We start from the raw sequence: 17765 nt of genomic DNA on the forward strand, positions 1-17765 counted from the left end.
GTTGCAGGCCCGCGGGGGGTTGGGCACGCGCCGGCACGGGAGGGCCCGGGAGCGAACAAAGTGTCGCCCTGGCCCTCACGATATTCCGACACCAAAGTTCGCTCGTCACCCGAGCCCGCGGCGCATCCCGCGCACCGTTTTACTGGACGGGTCGCCCTGTTATTGGGACGGTGCTGGGCGTGACCCGGCTTCACCGGTTGGGCGTGTTGTTGTTCTGCGGACGCTTTCCTATGTTCTGTGGGGTGTGTGGTGGTGGTTGCGTCGGGGTGTTTGGTGTGGGTCGATGTGGGGTGGGGGGATGAACCAGGGGATGCCGGTTTTGATGTCGATGCGCCATTGTTCTTTGTGGATGAGGTGGTGGTGGTGGCTGCAGAGCAGGGTGCCGTTGTCTGTTGAGGTGGTGCCGCCGTTGGACCAGTAGGTGGTGTGGTGGGCTTCGCACCAGGGTGCGGGCATGGTGCAGTCGGGGAAGGCGCATCCTTGGTCGCGGGCGGTGATGGCTTTGCGGATGTGGGGTGGGAAGATCCGGGTGGTGCGGCCGATGTCCAGGATGCGGGAGTCGCTGCCGAGCAGGACGGGGAGGATGTCGGCGTCGCAGGCGATTTTGCGGATGGTGTTCGGGTGCATCGGGCCGGTGAAGGTCGCGGTGCCAGTCCCTACCCCGGCCCCGGTCCCTATCCCAGCCACTGGTGCTGCCCCAGCCCATGTCCCTCTCCCTATCCCAGCCACTGGTGCTGCCCCAGCCCCTGTCCCTCTCCCGGTGCCTGTCCCTATCCCAGCCGCTGTGCCGGTGCCGGTGCCGGGGTTGTGGTGGTTGTGGACTTGTTCGAGGAGTTCTTGGTATCCGATGGTGACGGTGAGTTGGGGCGGGAGGCCGCCGTTGGCGGGTAGTTTTTCGGTGCGCATGGCGAGGCTGCAGGCGCTGGTGAGGCCGTTGAGGAGTTTCTGTGGGCGGCTGCGCCGGTCCAGGTCCGGGCCGGTACCTGTGCCTGTGCCTGGGCCGTTGTGTGGGTTGTTGTGTGGGGTGTCCCCGGTTTCGGTGTTCTCCGTGGTGCCTGTGCCGGGGGTGGTGAGGCGGGGGTTGGTGGCGACGTTCATGGCGGTGGTGAGGATTTCGTATTGTTCGTCGGTGGCGAAGATTTCGAGGTGGTGGAGTCCGTGGCGGCGTCGGCGGCGGAGGAACACGCCTTGGAGTTGACGGAGGATTTCTTCGGTGGGTTCGGGGCCGTCGTGGTCGATGGCGTCGATCCAGCGTTTGGCCATTGTGGTGACGAAGTCCGGGTCGGTCTCGACCGCGGTGGTGGTGAGGGCGTGTTCCATCCGGGTGAGGGTGTCCTCGTCGGTGAGGTTCCGGACTTTGTCCAGGGCGGTGCTGATGATCGAGGCCGAACGGGAAGGCACCAGTGCGGAACCAACCGCTTGGGAGAGGATTTCGTGGCGGGCCGGGATGTTCTGCCCGGTCATCCCGGTCTGGGGGAGGACGTCGGGTGCGAGGGCGAGCCGGCGCTTGGCTTCTCCGATGCCGATCCGCAACCGTGCGCGCAGGAACTGGGCCGCGTTCCGGTACCCGTCATCCAGAACACTGGCCGCTCCCGGAACCGTTACGCCCGGAGCCGTTTCGCCCGTGGCTGGTTCCGTCCAGCCGGTCCGCCATTGCGGTGCTGCCGCCGAGGGTCCGGGCTTGGTTTGCTGGGCTTCGGTCCGGGTCCGTTCCACAGCCTGCGCCGCGACCACCTGCAAGTACTCCACCGACCGGGCGATCTCCTCGACCTTGCCGGCAAAATCCGCTGCCTCCTCGAACCCAAACAACCGGGTTTTAGGAATGACGGATTGGCGAAGGGATGTCAGGATTGCACCGGCCTGCGCAAGTGGTACGTCTACGACGTCGGGAGAGGGTTGGCCCGCATCGACAAAGCCAGCCGCGCGCTTAATGTCCGCAACCGGAACTACACGCAAGCCCGGAGCAACGTCTGCGGAGCTCAGGCCGCCAGCGTAGCCCGATTCCGAGGACCGCGCCATCGGACTCAGACCGAGAAGCAGCCCAGTGCCGCTGGACGTATCCGCATCCTGGCCTACCGCCGTCGTGAGCTTGAATGCCGGGACCCGGGCAGGCCCGTTAAGAGATGTGAGGGCTCTTTGACGAAGCAGCGCATGGCCGCGGGGCGAGCCTGCCCGCCTTGCCAATACCTGCCCGATTGCTCCCATGAATCAAGCATGTCAGGGGGGTCCGACATTATTAGGGCGCCCGGCTACCGGGTGATCTGCTCCCGCAAGATATCCGCGTGCCCGCAGTGCTGGGCGAGTTCGCGGAGCATGTGCAGGTACACCCAGCGGAGGGGGAGCGGGCCGCGGCGGTTCCCTAGCACAAGGTCGTCGAGGCCCAATTGGGCCGCCGCCTGCCTGGATGCCGAGCAAGCCGAGGCATAGGCGCTTCGGATGCTGGCAATGGTGTCGTTGTCGTCCAGGATGAACGAATCGTCCGGCGTCGCTGGGATGCCGATCTCGGCCCGGGTCCTGCACGTGATGGCTTCGTCGAACCACACTTTCTCGACGAAGGTGGCGTGCTTCACCAGGCCCAGGAGCGTGGTGCGCGAGGCGACGAGCCGGCGTCGTGCTTGTTCCTCAGTAAGTCCATCGAGGCACTCGGTGAGGGCCCTGCGATGCTCATCCAGGAATGTGTCGAACTGGGTCCGGGCGTCCTGGTTGATGACATCCTCAGTGGAGGTGTGCGGGAGCGCGCTCATCCGAAAACCACCGTGCCGTCGTCGTTGATTCCCCAGCCGGGGTTGTGCGCGATCTCCCAGACGATGCCGTTGGGGTCCTTGACGTGGCCGTGGAAGATGCCGCCAAACGCGCCTGCCTGCGCCGGCTTCAAAACCGACGCGCCGGCCGCCACCAAGGAATCGATGGTGCTGGCGACTTCCTCGGGGCTGCGGACGTTGTGGGACAGCGTTACTCCGCTGACTCCCGCCGTCGGAGCAGTGGCGCCGAGGTCCTGGTCGAACTTATCGGCGTCGAACAGGCCGAGCATCAGCCCTGGCCCGATCTGGAAGAAGAGGATCTCGCCGAGAACGTCCATGGCCGGATCCCAGCCGAGCCCGTCCTTATAGAAGGCGCGGGCGGCGTCGAGATCCTTGGTGGCGAACGTGAGGAAATGCAGTCGCTGGTCCATAGGGGAAGCCTAGCGGGAGGGTACGACGGCGGCACTCGCCTGGGGCGGTTGGTGCAACAACGTTGGCGGAGCCATGCAACGATTCGGGTGCCATTCGATGCCGACCGTGTCCGCGCGGTGCCGGAACCGCCAACAATGAAGGTATGGCCAAACCAGCGCAGTCCAAGTCACGCGGCACAGAGTCATGGATGCTGGCGTCGGCGCTTTTCCTTACGATGGGGGCTGTCGGGTGTAGCCCTTCGTTAAGTTCGCTGCCGTGCATGCCTCCCGATTACCAAGTGTCCCCTTCGTCGGCGAGGCCGGGTGACATGGTGACGGTCTCGGCGCCGGAGGCGAAATGCAATCCCCGTTATGGACCCAACGCGCAGCTCCGGGTGTCATGGCCGTGAAGGCCGAGCCCTATGGTGTCGACTGGTGCGATGACACAGGCACGAACAACCGGGCGAACCAGGGTGAGGCGGAGCTTGAGAGAGCCTCTTGTGCGGAGCCGATGAAGCCACTGACCATCACAAGGTAGCCAACTTGGCCAGTCCTGTTGAGCCCCGGTCCGGGCCGGTGGGAGGATGGAGCAGTGGAACCCCTCTTCGACTTCCTTGGCAGTTACTGGTGGCTCATTTTCCCTATCGGCGGGATGGCTGGTGGCTGGGCGAGGTCGTGGTCGAAAGCCAGCGAGGAACGGCACCGCCGCAAGGTGGAATTGCTGAAGTTGAAGAACCAGTTGGCGGTGCACGAGGAGGCCAACCAGGCCGAGGTAGTCTCGCTGATTGACGCGCATGATTCGGTGAACCACAGATGGCTTGATTACGAGCTCGACGTCGGCAACCTTATTGACTTCCCCCTCATGACTGACGTGCGCGAGCCGCTCACCGTCGCGTTCCTGCGCGCCAAGAAAGAGGCCGACGGCTTGCGACCCGCCACTCCTGAAGAGATTTCGACGCCGGCCCGGCTGGCTGAGTACCGCGCAGCTGTCCACAGTTACGAACTCGCTTTCGATGTCGCCGAGCGGGAGGCCCGGCGCATCAAGGACGGCAACTTCAGTGGCCCCGAACGGCAACGACTTGCGACCGCAAGGAAGCTGCTGCGCATCGCCGAAGACACTGCCGCCACCCCTGCTGAACGGCAAACCGCCTACAAGCGGGCACGCAAGGAACTCGATGGCCTGATCGTGCTGCCGGAGGCGACCGTTGCCGCGCTCGAGAGCAAGATCATCAGCATGTTGGATTCCCGCAAGGACCCGGACACGGACGTGCGGTTCGCTTGACGCCACGCAGAAGGCTCGCCGTCATTACAGGTGCCAGCCGCGGTCTGGGAAAGTCGTTGGTGGAGGAATTCTCCCACGCCGGTTGGGCGGTTGTCGCAGTCACGCGGACCCCCACCACGTGGGCCGGCCGACAGCATGTCACCGCGGTTACACAGGATGTCCGGCACCAGCCGTCCGACGAGCTGCTGTCAACCATCGGGGGCAGATCCGTTGACGTACTCATCAACAATGCTGCCCAGGGGGCTCAGTACGCCGAACTCGGTGACATAGCAACGGAAGGCGTTCTCAACGCCGTCGACGTCAACGTTGCTGGACCCCTGCGTCTGGTGCAGGCCATCCTGCCGAACCTGCTGGCCGCACCGGGTCCGGTGATCATTAACGTCACGTCCCGCCTGGGTTCGATGGCGGCCCAAGCACGGGGTGACTACGCGGAGCTTTCCACGAGCTACGCGTACAAAATCTCCAAGGCTGCGCAGAACATGCTGACCATTTCCCTCGCCCACGACCGCGCTGGCAGGGTGCGCTGCTGGGCGGTTCACCCTGGCAAGCTGGCCACTGACATGGGGCAGTCTGACGCCTCCAAGGATCCGCGGGTCGCGGCCCGAGAGCTGCGGGAACTGGTTTATTCCGGCGACAGCACATCACCGCGCTTCGTCTCACTCGGGGCGGCCGACCTCGCCTGGTAGCGCCGCCCCACATCAGGCTGTGCCTTCATGACCTTCTTTGACCACGGCTAGGCCGATTTGCAACCCATATCGACTGATTTTGGGCCTGCCTGCAGCCAAAGTGGGTGGGGACGGTACGCGAATTTAGCCCAGCTCCACGCCCATCACTGTTCGCACCACAGATCCGCCCAGATCGTCCTCGAGGTGTCGCATCCCCAGCCGCTCAGCGACTCGGCGTGATGCCGCATTGTCCGGGTGGACGATGGCCACGAGCAGACCAACCCCCACCACGTCGCGCGCGAATTCCAGGCACGCCAGCGCCGCTTCCGAGGCATACCCGCGTCCCTGAAGTTCTCGGCGGACGTGGTACCCGACCTCGAGTTCGGGCCGTCCGTTGACCTGTTGCCACGTCACCCCGCAGTCGCCAACAAAATCGCCGTCGTGTGTCTCCACGATCCACAACCCGTACCCGTGGCGCACGTAGTTCGCCTGGGTCCATTCGATCCAGGCAGTTGCTTCGTCACGGGTTTTGGGGAAGGGGTAGTAGGTCATCACGTCGGGATCACCCAGCATCAAGCTCATCGCATCGAGATCAGCCATCGTCATCTGGCGGAAACGGAGCCGGGCTGTCGGGTGGGGGAGCATGTCCGCAGCCTACCTTCAGCAGAGCGGACAAGAAGGATAGAGCCTCCGCTCAGGCCGTAGTCCGCACTTCCACCGGCGTCAGCATCTCCCGTTCGAACCCCACCACGCGCCTTGGTCCGTGCAGGATCACCTCATGCGTGTGGGTGTCAGCAGTGCTGGACGTCGAAACGTGCAGCTTCACCAAACCGGGCGTCACCACTCGCTGAAGGTCCAGGCCGGTAAAGGAGGTCCGGTCGGCGTGAACCAGGAACTCCACCTCGGCAGAACCCCCTGCTGGAAGCTCGACGCGCGCGTAGCCGATCAGCTCGCGGAGGGGACGGACCACTTCACCCACCGGATCCTCCAAGTACAGTTGCACGACCTCTGCGCCACTACGGGAATCAGTATTCGTGACCGTGCAGCTGAGGGTGACCGAATCCGACGTCGACATGGTGGGTGCGCTGCATTGGTGCTCCGACAACTCCATCGTTGTGTAGGACAGGCCATGCCCAAAACCGAACAACGGCGAGGGGTCCAGGGCGCTTACCCCTGAGGGTCCAGCGAGCTTCGAATGCAGGTACGTGCCGGGCTGGCCGCCGGGGGAGCGCGGCACTGAGACGGGCAGTTTTCCGGACGGATTGACGACGCCGGTGAGCACGTCCCAGAGCGCCGCGGCTCCTTCTTCGCCTGGAAAAAAGCCTTGGACGATCGCGTCGGCACGCTCCACGAAGTCGCCCAGCGCGTAGGGTCGCCCGCTGAGGACCACCACCACGGTGCGCGTTCCTGAATCTGCGCAATCAGCGAGAATGCGGTCCAGCATGAGGTGTTGGTCGCCGGGAAGGCGAAGGTCGGCGGCATCGTTACCTTCGCCGGACGTACCCCGGCCGAACAGGCCAGCGTTGTCGCCAACCACCACCACGCACGTGTCCACGGAGGATGCCACCTGGCAGGCTTCGGCGATCTGCTCCTCAGTGGCGGCCTCGCAGTTTCCGGTGACCGAGGTAGCCACTGACCCGAACCGTCCGGAAGCAACGCCGGCCACGGACGGAACCGAGATTCCCATCGGCACGTCCGGATGTGAAGCTCCAACATGCGCGTCAAAGGAATAGCACCCAAGCATCGCGAAGGGATCGTCAGCCAGCGGACCGACAACACCCAGCGAACCGGTCGACGCGACGGGCAGTGGCAACGCCGGAGCGCCATCGAACTCGCGGTTGCTCAACAGCACCAGGGACTGGGAGGCCAGTTCGCGCGCCAATGCCCGGTTCTCCGCCGGATCAAGGTCGATTGGACCGGACAGCGCTTCGGGGACGGGGGAGAAGTCCGGCGACAACAACCCAATCTCCGCCTTCTGCCTCAGAACGCGGCGCAGGGCGTCATCCACCACGGACTCGTCCAACGCACCCTCGCGGATGCGACGCAGCAGCGGCTCACCGAAGCAGTTCACCGTAGGAAGTTCAACGTCGACGCCCGCGCTCAGGGCCAGCACTGCAGCGTCACCGGAGTCTGCGGCCACGCCGTGCGTGACGTCCAGGAACGCGACGCCGAAGTAGTCAGCCACCACGGTCCCGGTGAAGCCCCATTTCTCACGAAGCAGCCCCGTCAACAGGGCGCGGTTCGCGGCGGCCGGTACGCCGTCGACGTCGGTATAGGCGTGCATCACCGAGCGGGGACCGCCGTGGCGGATCGCCATTTCAAACGGCGGCAGCATGACGTCGGCGAGTTCGCGGGGGCCCATGGAGACGGGCGCGTGGTTACGGCCGGCTTGGGAGGCTGAGTAGCCCACGAAGTGTTTGAGGGTGGCGACGATGCCGGTGGATTCCAGGCCCTGCACGTACGCTGTGGCCACCGTGCCTACCAGATACGGGTCTTCGCCGATGGTTTCTTCCACGCGGCCCCAACGGAGGTCCCGCACCACGTCCAGGACGGGGGCCAGGCCCTGATGGACGCCCAAAGACCGCATACCCGCACCGATCCGGGTTGCCATCTCCCGTACCAAGCCAGGGTTGAATGTGGCGCCCCACGCGAGCGGAACGGGGAAAGCCGTTGCCTTCCACGCGGCCAGCCCGGCCAAGCATTCCTCGTGGACCTGCGCGGGGATGCCGAAGCGGGAAGCGGCCATGATCTGCTCCTGCGCGGCCGCCAGCCGGTGCGCGCCCTCAGCGGGGTCAACCGGAACGGTGCCGTACATACGCGTGATCTGCCCGAGTCCGTCGGCGATGATGTCATCCCAGGAGCGGGCGTCTCCCGCCATCTGGCTTTGCAGCGGAGCCACGGAATCGCCGTCGGTGGAGGCATTGACCCACACGCCCACCAGCTGGGCGAGCTTCTCCTCCAGTGTCATTTCGCTGATGAGGTGCTCTACGACGTCCGACGCCGGAACGCGGGCAAGTGATTGCTGATCGGCGGCGCCGGTGCTCACAGGCTTCTCCTTGGATTCTGAAGATGATTTTTAGAAACTATCAGAAACATCCAATTACTTTCCATAGTAGAAAAACCTTGACTTCATCAGCGGCATCTTCATAGCGTTGAGGACTGAGGCGGAAGCAGTGCGTCCAACGGCGCGGCCAGCCTTGCGAGAAAATAAGAAACTTTCGGAAATGAAACCACCATCGGAGAACCATGCACACGTACAGAGTGGCCATCGTCGGCGCTGGCGGGATCGCGGCAGTCCACGCGTCCAACCTGGCCCGGACCGATCACAGGGCGGAGTTGGTGGCCGCGTGCGATGTTGACGAAATCCGCCTGCAGGCCTTCGCTGACGACCATGGCATTGCCTGCCGCTACCAGAGCCTCACCGAGCTCCTGGCAGAGTCGAAACCGGACATCGTGCACCTCTGCACGCCGCCCATGATGCACATCGACCAAGCTATTGAGTGCCTCGAAGCCGGCGTCCATGTCCTGTCCGAGAAGCCGCCGGCGCTCAGCCTGGCCGACTTCGATCGCCTCGACGACGCGCAAACACAGGGCGGGGCCCAGTTTTCGTGCGTCTTCCAGCACCGTTTCGGTGACGCTTCGGCTGCCGCCAGGGCCCTGATCGGGGGCAGCGATTTTGGCCGTCCGCTCGTGGCCCGTTGCGACACGCTCTGGTACCGGCCCGATGAGTACTTCGACCTCCCTTGGCGTGGCACCTGGAAGGCCGAGGGTGGCGGACCCACCATGGGCCACGGCATCCACCAGTTCGATCTTCTCCTCCACCTGCTCGGCCCGTGGGAGGAGGTCACCGCCATCGCATCCCGGCAAGCCCGCGCCACGTCCACCGAAGACTTCTCCGCTGCTTTGGTCCGCTTCGAGAACGGCGCCGCCGCCACGGTCATCAACTCGCTGCTCTCGCCGAGGGAAACCTCGGACATCCGCGTCGACTGCGAATTCGCCACCATCGAACTCAGCCACCTCTACGGTTACGGCACCAAGGACTGGACCATCACGGCCGCGCCCGGACACGAAGACGCCGTGTCTGCCGCCTGGAGCGCAAAGCCGTTGGAGCGGGGCAGTGGACACTCCGCCCAGTTCCTGGCGATGTATGACGCGCTCGACGCCGGACTGCCGCTACCATCCGACGCGGACTCTGCCCGGCAAACACTGGAGTTCGCTGCCGCGATTTACGCCTCGGCCTTTACCGGCCACCCCGTGCGGCGCGGGGACATCGTCCCCGGCCACGCTTTCTACGAGGGCATGGACGGTGAAGGTCGCGGCACCCGCGTCCTGGCCTCCACAGCCCGCGCCTGAAGCCAACACCCGAACCGGAGATCCCACATGACCACCACAGCCATGACCGCCACAGCCCAGACCACCACAGCCCAGACCACCCTGACCGAAACCGTCAGCTACACCGACAACGGCCACTCCTTGACGTTCACCGTCGGAGACCAGCAGATCGCAACGTACACGTACCGTCCCACAGACGACCAGTACGAAAGCCCCCGCCCCTTTTTCCATCCCCTCACCACACTGGAGGGAGACGAGGTCACTATTTCCAGGCCGTGGGATCACGTGTGGCACAAAGGCCTGTCGTGGGCCCTGCCGAACGTGGGCGAGCACAATTTCTGGGGCGGAGCCACGTACACCCGCGAGACCGGCTACTCGAACCTGGACAACAACGGGGCCATGAACCACGAGGCCTTCACCAGCATCGAAGAACTCGGGACGGGCATCACCGCAGCGGAATCGCTGCTGTGGACTGCCCAGCCTGCCGAAACCCAGCCTGCCGAAACCCAGTCGGCCGAAACCCAGCCGGCCACACAAGGGCAGGCCGGCGCACCCCTCATCAGGGAACAGCGCCGTTTCGCCATCCAACTGCTCCCCACCGGAAACGCGTGGGCTCTGCTCTTCGAAACCACCATGGACAACGTCTCCGGCGCGGAGATCGGAATCGGCAGCCCCACTACCGAGGGCCGCGACAACGCAGGGTATGGCGGCTTGTTCTGGCGCGGACCCAGGTCCTTCACCGGCGGCCAGTTCCGATCCGACAAGGGGACCGGTGCCGACGAATTCATGGGCACCCGTTCTCCGTGGATCGCCTTTACCGGCCAGCACGATGTCACCTGCCGGAAGTCCAGCATCCTGTTCGTCGAGGACCAGGCCAACCCTGGCGCGTCCAACCAGTGGTTCGCCCGCTCGTCCATGTTTGCCTGCCTCGGCTCGGCACCGTTCTTCAGCGAAGTAGTCCCGCTCAAAGAGGGCCAGCCGCTGACGTACCGCTACGCCGTCGTGATTGCTGACGGGGCGTTGGAAGACCAAAAGGCAGCTGCGCTCGCCGACGCTGCCAAAGCTGCACTGGATGCCTGGGCCTGAGATGTGCACATCGTTCCCGGGGGCCACTGCGGTTTCCGAGGTCAGCATTTACGATTGGCCCGGGCTGGACGGCGCGGCCGGAGGCTCCCCGCACCTGCACACTGCGTCCACTGAAGCGTACGTGGTGCAGCAGGGTTTCGGCCGCCTGGAGACCCTGGATTCCCGCGGGTTCACCTCCACGCCGCTGGCGCCCGGGACGGTTGTCTGGTTTACGCCGGGTACGGTGCATCGCGCCATCAATGACTCCGGCGACCTCAGGGTGCTGGTGGTGATGCAGAACGCCGGGCTGCCCGAGAACGGTGACGCCGTGATGACCTTCCCGCCAAGGCACCTGGTGGATTACGAGACGTACGCACGCGCCGCCGCGCTGCTGTCGAAGAACGCCGACGGCGGTGACGCGGCTGCGGAGGCGGCCGCGCGTCGCCGTCGTGACCTGGCGTTGGAGGGTTATCTGGAGCTGAAAACGGCAGTCCAAAAATCCGGGGCCGCTGCGCTCGCCGACTTTCATGCTGCCGCCGCGCGATTGGTGCAGGGGAAAGCCGGGACGTGGCGCGGGTACCTCACGGACGGCGCAGAGCGGCAGGCCACCCTGACAGGGCAGCAGTTGCTGTCTCTCGAGTCCATGGAAAGTTTCTACATGCAGGACGCGAGGACTACGATGGGCGAACGGAAAACCCGCAGGATCTACGGCATGTGCGGTCGGATCCAGGCGTGGGAACTTTCCGAAACTGTCATCGCCGGGACGTGATTCCCGGCCGGGAAGGTGGGGACCATGGTAACCAAGCAGGACTCGGGACGGGCGACGATCAGCGAGATCGCCCGGGAGGCCGGCGTCTCCGTTCCCACTGTCTCCAAAGTCCTTAACGGCCATGCCCACGTCGCGGCAGCCACCCGCGCAAGGGTTGAAGAAATCATCGCCAAGCGTGACTACGCCCGCCGCCCCGCCAAGCGCAGCAAGAAAGCCGGGCTCATCGACCTCGTGTTCCCGGGTATGGGCTCTGAATGGGCGTGCGAGATCATCGAAGGCGTGGAACGGGTCGCCCAGGAAGCCGGGTACGGCACTGTGGTCAGCAGCCTGTCGCTGGACGGGTCCAGGATCCGCCCGTGGCTGGCGAACCTTGCGGAGCGGAAGTCCGACGGCGTGCTGCTCGCCGTGTACGAACTGGACTCGAAGCAGATTCAGCGCATCAAGTCGCTCGGCATTCCGGTGATCCTGATCGACCCCGTGGGGCAGCCGGGACCGGATCTCATGACCGTGGGTGCCGCCAACTGGGACGGTGCGTTCTCGGCCACAGAACACTTGTTGAAGCTTGGCCACACAAGGATCGGCATGATCGGTGGCCGTGAGGATCTGCAGTGCAGCAGCGCACGCGAGGACGGGTATCTGGCTGCGCTGCGGCGAGGCGGCGTGGACGTTGATCCGTCGTTGATGGTGCCCGGCGACTTCTCCACCGAATCCGGGGCGCGGGGGACCGAAGCTCTGCTTTCCCTGGCAGACAAGCCCACCGCGATCTTCACCGGCAACGACGCCCAGGCTCTCGGCGCCTACCGTGCCGCGCGCTCGGCTGGCCTGCGTATTCCCGAGGACCTCTCCATCATCGGCTTCGATGACATCCCCGCTGCGGAATGGATCGAACCCGGCCTCACCACCGTCCGCCAGCCTGTGGTGCAGATGGCTGAAACCGCCATGCGCGCGCTCCTCCGGCACCTCGAGGGTGACGAGGAGTTGCCGCAGCGGATCGAGCTGGGAACGGAGCTGGTGGTGAGGGGCTCGACGGCTCCTATTTCTTAGCCCCGGCCCATGCTCGTGGACGGATCCCCGCCGCCCTCTGAGGGGTCTGCGCGGAGGTCGTCGGGATCGCCGTCGGGCAACCCCGCCGGTCCCGGGACGTCTCCCGGGGCCGCCGGAACGTCGTCGTCGGTTTCGCTGGCTTGGCGGGTGTCGCCGTCGGACCCTGTCCGGCGTGAGGTGGTGCCGGCGTCTGGTTCTCCGGGCCCGCGGTGGCGGCCCTTGGAGTTGGTGTCCGGGGAAAGGTCCTCGTCCATGGCGTTGGAACCCTCACTGATGGACGAATGGACCTGGATGTCGTCGTCCTTCTTGTCCGGCTCGGGGACGTGGCCGTCGTCCACGGGATCGGACGTGCCGGCCAGGTCTTCCATCGCGTTTTCGGTTGCCTTGCGGATGCTGTCTTCTACGCCCATCAGATAACTCCTTTGCACGAAAGGCCCGTGTGCCGGACCCGATTGCATAGTAAGCCTACTTACTTTTTCGGTGATGTGAAACCCGTACCGGGGTTGACAAAGTGGCTCCTTTTGGGTTGCGTCGCCGCAGGTCAGGACCTTACGCGCCGCACTTTGTACCGTTGATCGTTGGGCGATAAGGTATTGCCAGACCGTTTTGCAGAGGGCGGCCCTTTTCGCTCCTTTGCTGTCTGCTGGGGACGCATTTCAGTCAGTAGGAACGTGCATGGTCAACCCCCGCCCTGAGCAGGAAGCTCTCCAGAATGGATACTTTTTAGATCTCGTCCTGGGCAGCGAAGATGTAGAGGCTTTTCTCAGCGATTTAGCGGCTTTCTCAGCCGAAAGCCTCTCGCATCCTGACTCCACCGTCTTCTGCGGTATCACCGTCCTGCGCCGTAAGAAGTCCGCTACCGCGGCCAGCAGTGACGACCGTGCCCGCGTGATGGACGAGCTTCAAAACGACTTTGAGGGCCCCTGCCTCACGGCCATGGACAAGCTGACTTCCGTCCTGGTGCCGGACCTCCTGCGTGAGCACCGCTGGCCGGACTACGTCGAAGCTGCATCGCACCAGGGTCTGAGGTCAATCCTCAGTGTCCCGCTTCTGGTGGAGGGCGATACACGTGCCGCCCTCAACCTTTACTCGGAGCGGGCAAATGCGTTCAGTGACTCCGACGTGGAGCATGCAGAGGTCTTCGCCTCGCACGCCTCGAAGTCGCTGCGCCTCGCCCTGAAGATCGCGCAGCTCAGCGATGCCCGGAACGACCTCGCGGCAGCCATGCAGTCCCGCACCGTGATCGACCTCGCTGTCGGAGCGATCATGGCGCAGAACAAGTGCAGCCAGGAAGAGGCCTTCACCATCCTTCGCACCGCGTCCAGCAACCGCAACATCAAGCTGCGGCATCTGGCCAAGTCCATCATCGCGGCCGTCTCGTCAGGAAAGATCACCACGCACTTCGAGGAGTAGGGGCCCTATCGCCGCAACGCACCGTCCCACACCAGCTTCACGGCGTTGCGCACACGCTCCCGGGTTTCAGCGATGGACGCGGCATCGGAACCTGCAGGCCGCACCACGAACTGGTAGTAGTACAGCCCGTTGATGAGGTCGATCATCGCCTCCACATCCACGTCCGGCGCCAGCTCACCGGCGGAAATTCCGCGGCGGATTTCCGCCGCAATCGGTTCGCGGCGCCGGGAGACGTGACGGTTCCAGGACAACGCACGGAGTTCATCGTTCTCCAGGCCCATGGCCACGCGCTTCTTCACCAGCGCGCCCACGCGGCCGTCGACGTCGATCGCTGCTTCTTCATACGAGGCGAGGATCGTCTCCAGTGTGGTGTCCTTTCGCCGGAAGCCGATGCTGGACCGGACGCTGTCCAAAGCCGCGGCGATCAGCTCTTCGCGGCTGCTCCACCGCCGGTACAGGGCGGCCCGGCTCACGCCTGAACGCTCTGTAATCGCTGAGATGGTCACGTCCCGCGTGTCGCGTTCAAGCAACAGCTCCACTGTGGAGGAAAGGACGGTGGACTCCAGTGCGGTGTCGCGCGGCCTGCCCGGCCGACGATCCGCAACGGCGGCGGTGTCAGGCATCGGCAATCACCAAGCGCTCACGCAACTGCGCTATGGTCGCGTCCGACAGCCCGGCACGGCGCACAGGCTCCAGCACACTCCCGTGCCGCTCGATCAGCACCTTCTGCATCGCCTCCATGGATTCCACATGGGCGCCCATCATGGCGCCCATGCCCTTGATGGCTTCCTCGTCAAGGACCCGGTCCGGCATGAGACCACCCATGATCGCCCGGAGCCGGGGGAACAGCTGCGGCAGGCGGGTGGCCGTCACGGCGTAGTCGGCGGAGATGGTTTCAGGCGTAGCGCCCAAGGCTGACAGCACGACGGCGGCGAACACTCCCGTACGATCCTTGCCGGCCGCGCAATGGAAGACGGTGGCGCCGTCGGCCATGGCTACCAGCGTCACGCCGAGGGCGAGCTGCCGGGCCTGGGTCTCGAGCAGGTTGGCGTACCAAGCGCCCACATGTGCAGGAGTAGTGGCGGAGGTCATCATCTCGTGGCTGATGTCCTCCGGCGATGAAACCGACGCCGTCAACGCAAGGTGGTGGTAGCTTACGCCCGGTGCAGTCAACGGGCCCCGCCCGGTGAAGAGTGCTTCTTCCGGTGAGCGGAGATCGATCACCGAGGTGACGCCGTCGTCGATCATTTGCTGGGCGAAAGCCGCCGGCATCACCGAGACATCATCACTGCGGAGCAGTACGCCGGGACGGGTGGTACCGCCGGAAACGGGCAGGCCGCCAAGGTCGCGCAGGTTGACGGGAGAGAGATCCAAAGTTTCCACAAGAGAGTCCTAGCTGAGCTTGGCGCGGATGAAGGCGCTGACCCGGTCGATGATGGTGACCAGCACGACGATGCTGATGATGATGGCGCAGAGGTGTCCGTAATCGTACATGCGCATTGCGGTAGTAAGCTCCAAGCCGATGCCGCCGGCACCCACCAAACCGAGGATCGTGGCGCCGCGGACGTTGCCTTCGAAGAGGAGCAACGTATAGCTGACCAGCAGCGGCGCAGCCTGGGGGAGGACGGCATAGCTGATGATCTGGCGTTTGTTGGCGCCCACGGCGGTCAGTGCTTCCACCGGCCCGGGTTGCACGGATTCCATGGCTTCGGCGTACACCTTGCCGATGGATCCTACTGAGCCAAGCACGATTGCGAGGATGCCGGCGAACGGACCCAACCCAACAGCCGAGACGAACATCAGCGCGAAGATGAGCTCCGGGACGGATCGCAACACGTTCAGCACCGCCCGGCAGGAGGTGTAAACCCAGCGCGGGGCGATGTTGCTGGCCGCGCCGAAGCTCAGAAGCAGCGATGCGAGGGCGCCGAGGACTGTGCCCACCAAAGCCATCTGCAGGGTTTCGACGAGCAGCTTGATGATGATGCCGAACTTGTCGAACGTCGGCGGGAAAAGGCGGCCCAGGAAGTTGCCCATGTTGGGGATGCCGCTGAGCAGTTTGTCGGGGTTGAACCCGGCGCCCATTCCAGCCCAGACCAGCACGACGGCGACGATCACCCAGAGCGCAGCGCCGCGTGGCGTGGGGAGGCCGAAGGGGCGGGAAAGCCGGAGGCGGTCGGCTTCGGGGAGGCTGGTATTAATGGCCTTCTCTGCGGGGGCTTCAGTTTTCGAGGAGCTCAGTGTCTGTTCCATAAATCTGGTGCACCTCCTTTTCGGTGATGGTGGTGGCGGGGCCGGCGAAGACGAGTTCACCGGAGTGCAGCCCCAGGACGCGGTCGGCGTAGCGGCGGGCGAGGCCCACGACGTGCAGGCTGACGATCACGGGGATCTGTTCCTCGCGGGCGATGTCGCGGAGCAGTCCAAGGATGGTGCCGGCGAGCCGCGGGTCCAGGGAAGCGACGGGTTCGTCGGCGAGGATCAGGCGCGGCTGCTGCATCAAGGCGCGGGCAATTGCGACGCGCTGCTGCTCACCGCCGCTCAGGCTCCGGCACGGCTGCTTGGCCTTGTGCGCCAGGCTCACGCGGTCCAGCAGTTCCAACGCCATGGTCCGCTGCGCCCTGCTGAACGTGCCAAGCATGTTCAACGGCCCTGCCGAGTGCAGTCCGCCGGTCAGCACGTTGGCGAGGGCAGTCAGCCGTGGCACCAGATTGAAGTGCTGGAAGACATATCCGACGTCGGATCGCAGCTCGCGCAGGCCGGTCGGGTTCTGTTGGGCTACTGAGCGGCCGGCGACTTCCAGTGCGTCAGCAGTGAAGGGGGCGATCCCGGTGAGGGTCTTCATGAGCGTCGATTTACCCGAGCCGGAGTGGCCCAGCAGCGCCACGACTTCGCCGGGGTAGACGTCCAGGTCGATGCCCGCCAGCGCTACCTGCTCGCCATACTGGACCCGCAAGCGACGTGCGCGGACGGTGGGCGATCCGGCCGGGGCGAGTGCCGCCGTCGTGCTTTCTGTTGGTGACAAGAGGCTCATCGGAGGTCCTGGAGGTCCACGCCGATGGACTCGGCCACGTCTACGAGGGGTGCGTACGTGCTGAATTCCGGGTCGGCCGTGGGTTCGCCGGTGATGCCGAAGGTCTTGGACACCTTCTCGTTGCCGGTCATCAGGGCAGGGAGCTTGGCCTTGAGGGCTTCGCGGGCTTCGTTATCCAGGCCTTTGCGCACCACGATGGAGATGCCGACGGGAATGGGGTCCGACTTGGCGATGACTCCGATCTCGTCCTCCTTGATGACGCCCTTCTGCACAAACGTGGGGTACAGCTGGCGGGCGGTGCAGGCAACATCCACGTTGCCGTTCGCCAGGGCCAGGACTGCGGAGTCGTGCGAACCGGCGAACGTGCTCTTGTAGTCGGTGCCGTCCGTGAGGCCGGCCTTGGCCAGCAGTGACTTGGGCATGAAGTAGCCGGTAGTGGAGCCGGGGTCGATGAAGGCAACCTGCTTGCCCTTCACATCGGCCGCGGACTGGATGCCGCTGTCCTTCCGGGCCAGGCAGAAGCTGGCAGGTTCGGTGCTGGCAGGCCATACCAGGAGCGGGTCCACGCTGTCGGTCTTGTAGGCGAGTGCTGCGGAGAACTGGCTGAGGACGGCAATGTCCACGGATCCGTTGCGGACAGCTTCGACGACGCCCAGATAGTCGGCGGGCTGGAGGTTGGTTACGGTGCGGCCTGACGCGTCGCCCACCATGGTGGCGAGGTCGGCCATGATGGCTTGTTCGTCGGGATCGTCGGTGCCCGGGGGAGTGGCGAAGACGAGTTCTGTTTTTGAGCTGTCGGCGCCGGCGGCGTTGGCGTCGCCGGAACAGCCAGCGAGTGCGCCGATGGCCAGGAGGCCGATGAACGAAGTTGCGATGATGCCTGCACGAGCGTGCATGGTGATGCCTTCCGTCATGTGTTGGGGTGACGTAATTACGAAACCAGCAGTATCTGAATCGGAATTACGAGACTGCCGTACTTGAAATGGCGGGAAGGTTAACTGTTTGCGCTCGCCTGG

Annotated in this window: 18 protein-coding genes; 7 read left to right on the forward strand and 11 right to left on the reverse strand. The window is 64.7% G+C overall.

The genetic code is table 11. The features are described from left to right. Nucleotides 1-228: 228 nt before the first annotated feature. From QEH68_RS05790 to QEH68_RS05800, 3 genes are read right to left on the reverse strand one after another with little or no spacing between them, the layout of a single operon-like run. On the reverse strand, nucleotides 229-2205 hold the full coding sequence (locus QEH68_RS05790) for an HNH endonuclease signature motif containing protein (RefSeq protein WP_280627222.1): 1977 nt from the start codon (nucleotides 2203-2205) through the stop codon (nucleotides 229-231). Nucleotides 2206-2249: 44 nt separating this feature from the next. Beyond that, nucleotides 2250-2744, reverse strand: coding sequence for a DinB family protein (locus QEH68_RS05795; RefSeq protein ID WP_280627224.1), 495 nt, complete (start codon nucleotides 2742-2744; stop codon nucleotides 2250-2252). Next, nucleotides 2741-3172: a VOC family protein gene (locus tag QEH68_RS05800; protein ID WP_280627226.1), complete on the reverse strand. Its 432-nt coding sequence runs from the start codon at nucleotides 3170-3172 to the stop codon at nucleotides 2741-2743. The genes QEH68_RS05795 and QEH68_RS05800 overlap by 4 nt, the downstream gene beginning before the upstream one ends. Nucleotides 3173-3743: 571 nt before the next feature. Here QEH68_RS05800 and QEH68_RS05805 point away from each other — a divergent pair. After that, nucleotides 3744-4433 (forward strand): hypothetical protein, encoded by a 690-nt coding sequence (locus QEH68_RS05805; RefSeq protein WP_280627228.1) that lies wholly within the window; start codon nucleotides 3744-3746, stop codon nucleotides 4431-4433. Next, the gene (locus QEH68_RS05810) at nucleotides 4430-5119 is read left to right on the forward strand and encodes an SDR family NAD(P)-dependent oxidoreductase (RefSeq protein WP_280627230.1); all 690 of its coding nucleotides are present in this window, start codon (nucleotides 4430-4432) and stop codon (nucleotides 5117-5119) included. The genes QEH68_RS05805 and QEH68_RS05810 overlap by 4 nt, the downstream gene beginning before the upstream one ends. 123 nt (nucleotides 5120-5242) lie before the next feature. Here the strand turns inward: QEH68_RS05810 and QEH68_RS05815 are convergent, their stop codons facing one another. Next, entirely contained in the window at nucleotides 5243-5743 is a 501-nt protein-coding gene (locus QEH68_RS05815) for a GNAT family N-acetyltransferase (RefSeq protein WP_280627232.1), read from the reverse strand. A gap of 49 nt (nucleotides 5744-5792) precedes the next feature. Beyond that, nucleotides 5793-8144 carry a glycoside hydrolase family 3 N-terminal domain-containing protein gene (locus tag QEH68_RS05820; RefSeq protein WP_280627234.1) on the reverse strand — a complete coding sequence of 784 codons (2352 nt, stop codon included), beginning with the start codon at nucleotides 8142-8144 and terminating at the stop codon, nucleotides 5793-5795. 200 nt (nucleotides 8145-8344) lie between these two features. Here QEH68_RS05820 and QEH68_RS05825 point away from each other — a divergent pair, with 200 nt between their 5' ends. Genes QEH68_RS05825 through QEH68_RS05840 form a run of 4 tightly spaced genes read left to right on the forward strand, consistent with a single transcriptional unit; the run spans nucleotide 8345 to nucleotide 12308 of the window. After that, entirely contained in the window at nucleotides 8345-9451 is a 1107-nt protein-coding gene (locus QEH68_RS05825; RefSeq protein ID WP_280627235.1) for a Gfo/Idh/MocA family oxidoreductase, read from the forward strand. A 27-nt stretch (nucleotides 9452-9478) separates the two neighbouring features. Continuing rightward, the gene (locus QEH68_RS05830; RefSeq protein WP_280627238.1) at nucleotides 9479-10516 is read left to right on the forward strand and encodes a PmoA family protein; all 1038 of its coding nucleotides are present in this window, start codon (nucleotides 9479-9481) and stop codon (nucleotides 10514-10516) included. Between the two features lies 1 nt (nucleotide 10517). Next, nucleotides 10518-11264 (forward strand): cupin domain-containing protein, encoded by a 747-nt coding sequence (locus QEH68_RS05835; RefSeq protein WP_280627982.1) that lies wholly within the window; start codon nucleotides 10518-10520, stop codon nucleotides 11262-11264. 24 nt (nucleotides 11265-11288) lie between these two features. Beyond that, nucleotides 11289-12308 carry a LacI family DNA-binding transcriptional regulator gene (locus tag QEH68_RS05840; protein ID WP_280627240.1) on the forward strand — a complete coding sequence of 340 codons (1020 nt, stop codon included), beginning with the start codon at nucleotides 11289-11291 and terminating at the stop codon, nucleotides 12306-12308. On the opposite strand, the gene QEH68_RS05845 is transcribed toward QEH68_RS05840, so the two are convergent. Then, nucleotides 12305-12718: a hypothetical protein gene (locus QEH68_RS05845; RefSeq protein ID WP_280627242.1), complete on the reverse strand. Its 414-nt coding sequence runs from the start codon at nucleotides 12716-12718 to the stop codon at nucleotides 12305-12307. The two genes, QEH68_RS05840 and QEH68_RS05845, sit on opposite strands and share 4 nt — an antisense overlap. Nucleotides 12719-12983: 265 nt before the next feature. Between QEH68_RS05845 and QEH68_RS05850 the strand changes: the two genes are divergently transcribed. Then, the gene (locus tag QEH68_RS05850; RefSeq protein WP_207596675.1) at nucleotides 12984-13721 is read left to right on the forward strand and encodes a GAF and ANTAR domain-containing protein; all 738 of its coding nucleotides are present in this window, start codon (nucleotides 12984-12986) and stop codon (nucleotides 13719-13721) included. A 5-nt stretch (nucleotides 13722-13726) separates the two neighbouring features. Here QEH68_RS05850 and QEH68_RS05855 read toward each other — a convergent pair whose 3' ends face one another. Genes QEH68_RS05855 through phnD form a run of 5 tightly spaced genes read right to left on the reverse strand, consistent with a single transcriptional unit; the run spans nucleotide 13727 to nucleotide 17645 of the window. Next, a complete protein-coding gene (locus QEH68_RS05855; RefSeq protein ID WP_280627246.1) occupies nucleotides 13727-14344 on the reverse strand; it encodes a TetR/AcrR family transcriptional regulator in 618 nt (205 codons plus the stop codon). Beyond that, nucleotides 14337-15104 carry a tyrosine-protein phosphatase gene (locus QEH68_RS05860; protein WP_280627248.1) on the reverse strand — a complete coding sequence of 256 codons (768 nt, stop codon included), beginning with the start codon at nucleotides 15102-15104 and terminating at the stop codon, nucleotides 14337-14339. Before QEH68_RS05860 ends, QEH68_RS05855 begins: the two co-directional genes overlap by 8 nt. Nucleotides 15105-15113: 9 nt before the next feature. Continuing rightward, entirely contained in the window at nucleotides 15114-15971 is an 858-nt protein-coding gene (gene phnE, locus QEH68_RS05865; RefSeq protein ID WP_280627250.1) for a phosphonate ABC transporter, permease protein PhnE, read from the reverse strand. Further along, nucleotides 15940-16749: a phosphonate ABC transporter ATP-binding protein gene (phnC, locus tag QEH68_RS05870; protein WP_280627252.1), complete on the reverse strand. Its 810-nt coding sequence runs from the start codon at nucleotides 16747-16749 to the stop codon at nucleotides 15940-15942. The genes phnE and phnC overlap by 32 nt, the downstream gene beginning before the upstream one ends. Then, entirely contained in the window at nucleotides 16746-17645 is a 900-nt protein-coding gene (gene phnD / locus QEH68_RS05875) for a phosphate/phosphite/phosphonate ABC transporter substrate-binding protein (RefSeq protein ID WP_280627254.1), read from the reverse strand. Before phnD ends, phnC begins: the two co-directional genes overlap by 4 nt. Between the last annotated feature and the right edge of the window lie 120 nt (nucleotides 17646-17765).

It is taken from the genome of Paenarthrobacter sp. OM7, from assembly GCF_029873575.1.
Classification (GTDB): Bacteria; Actinomycetota; Actinomycetes; order Actinomycetales; family Micrococcaceae; genus Arthrobacter.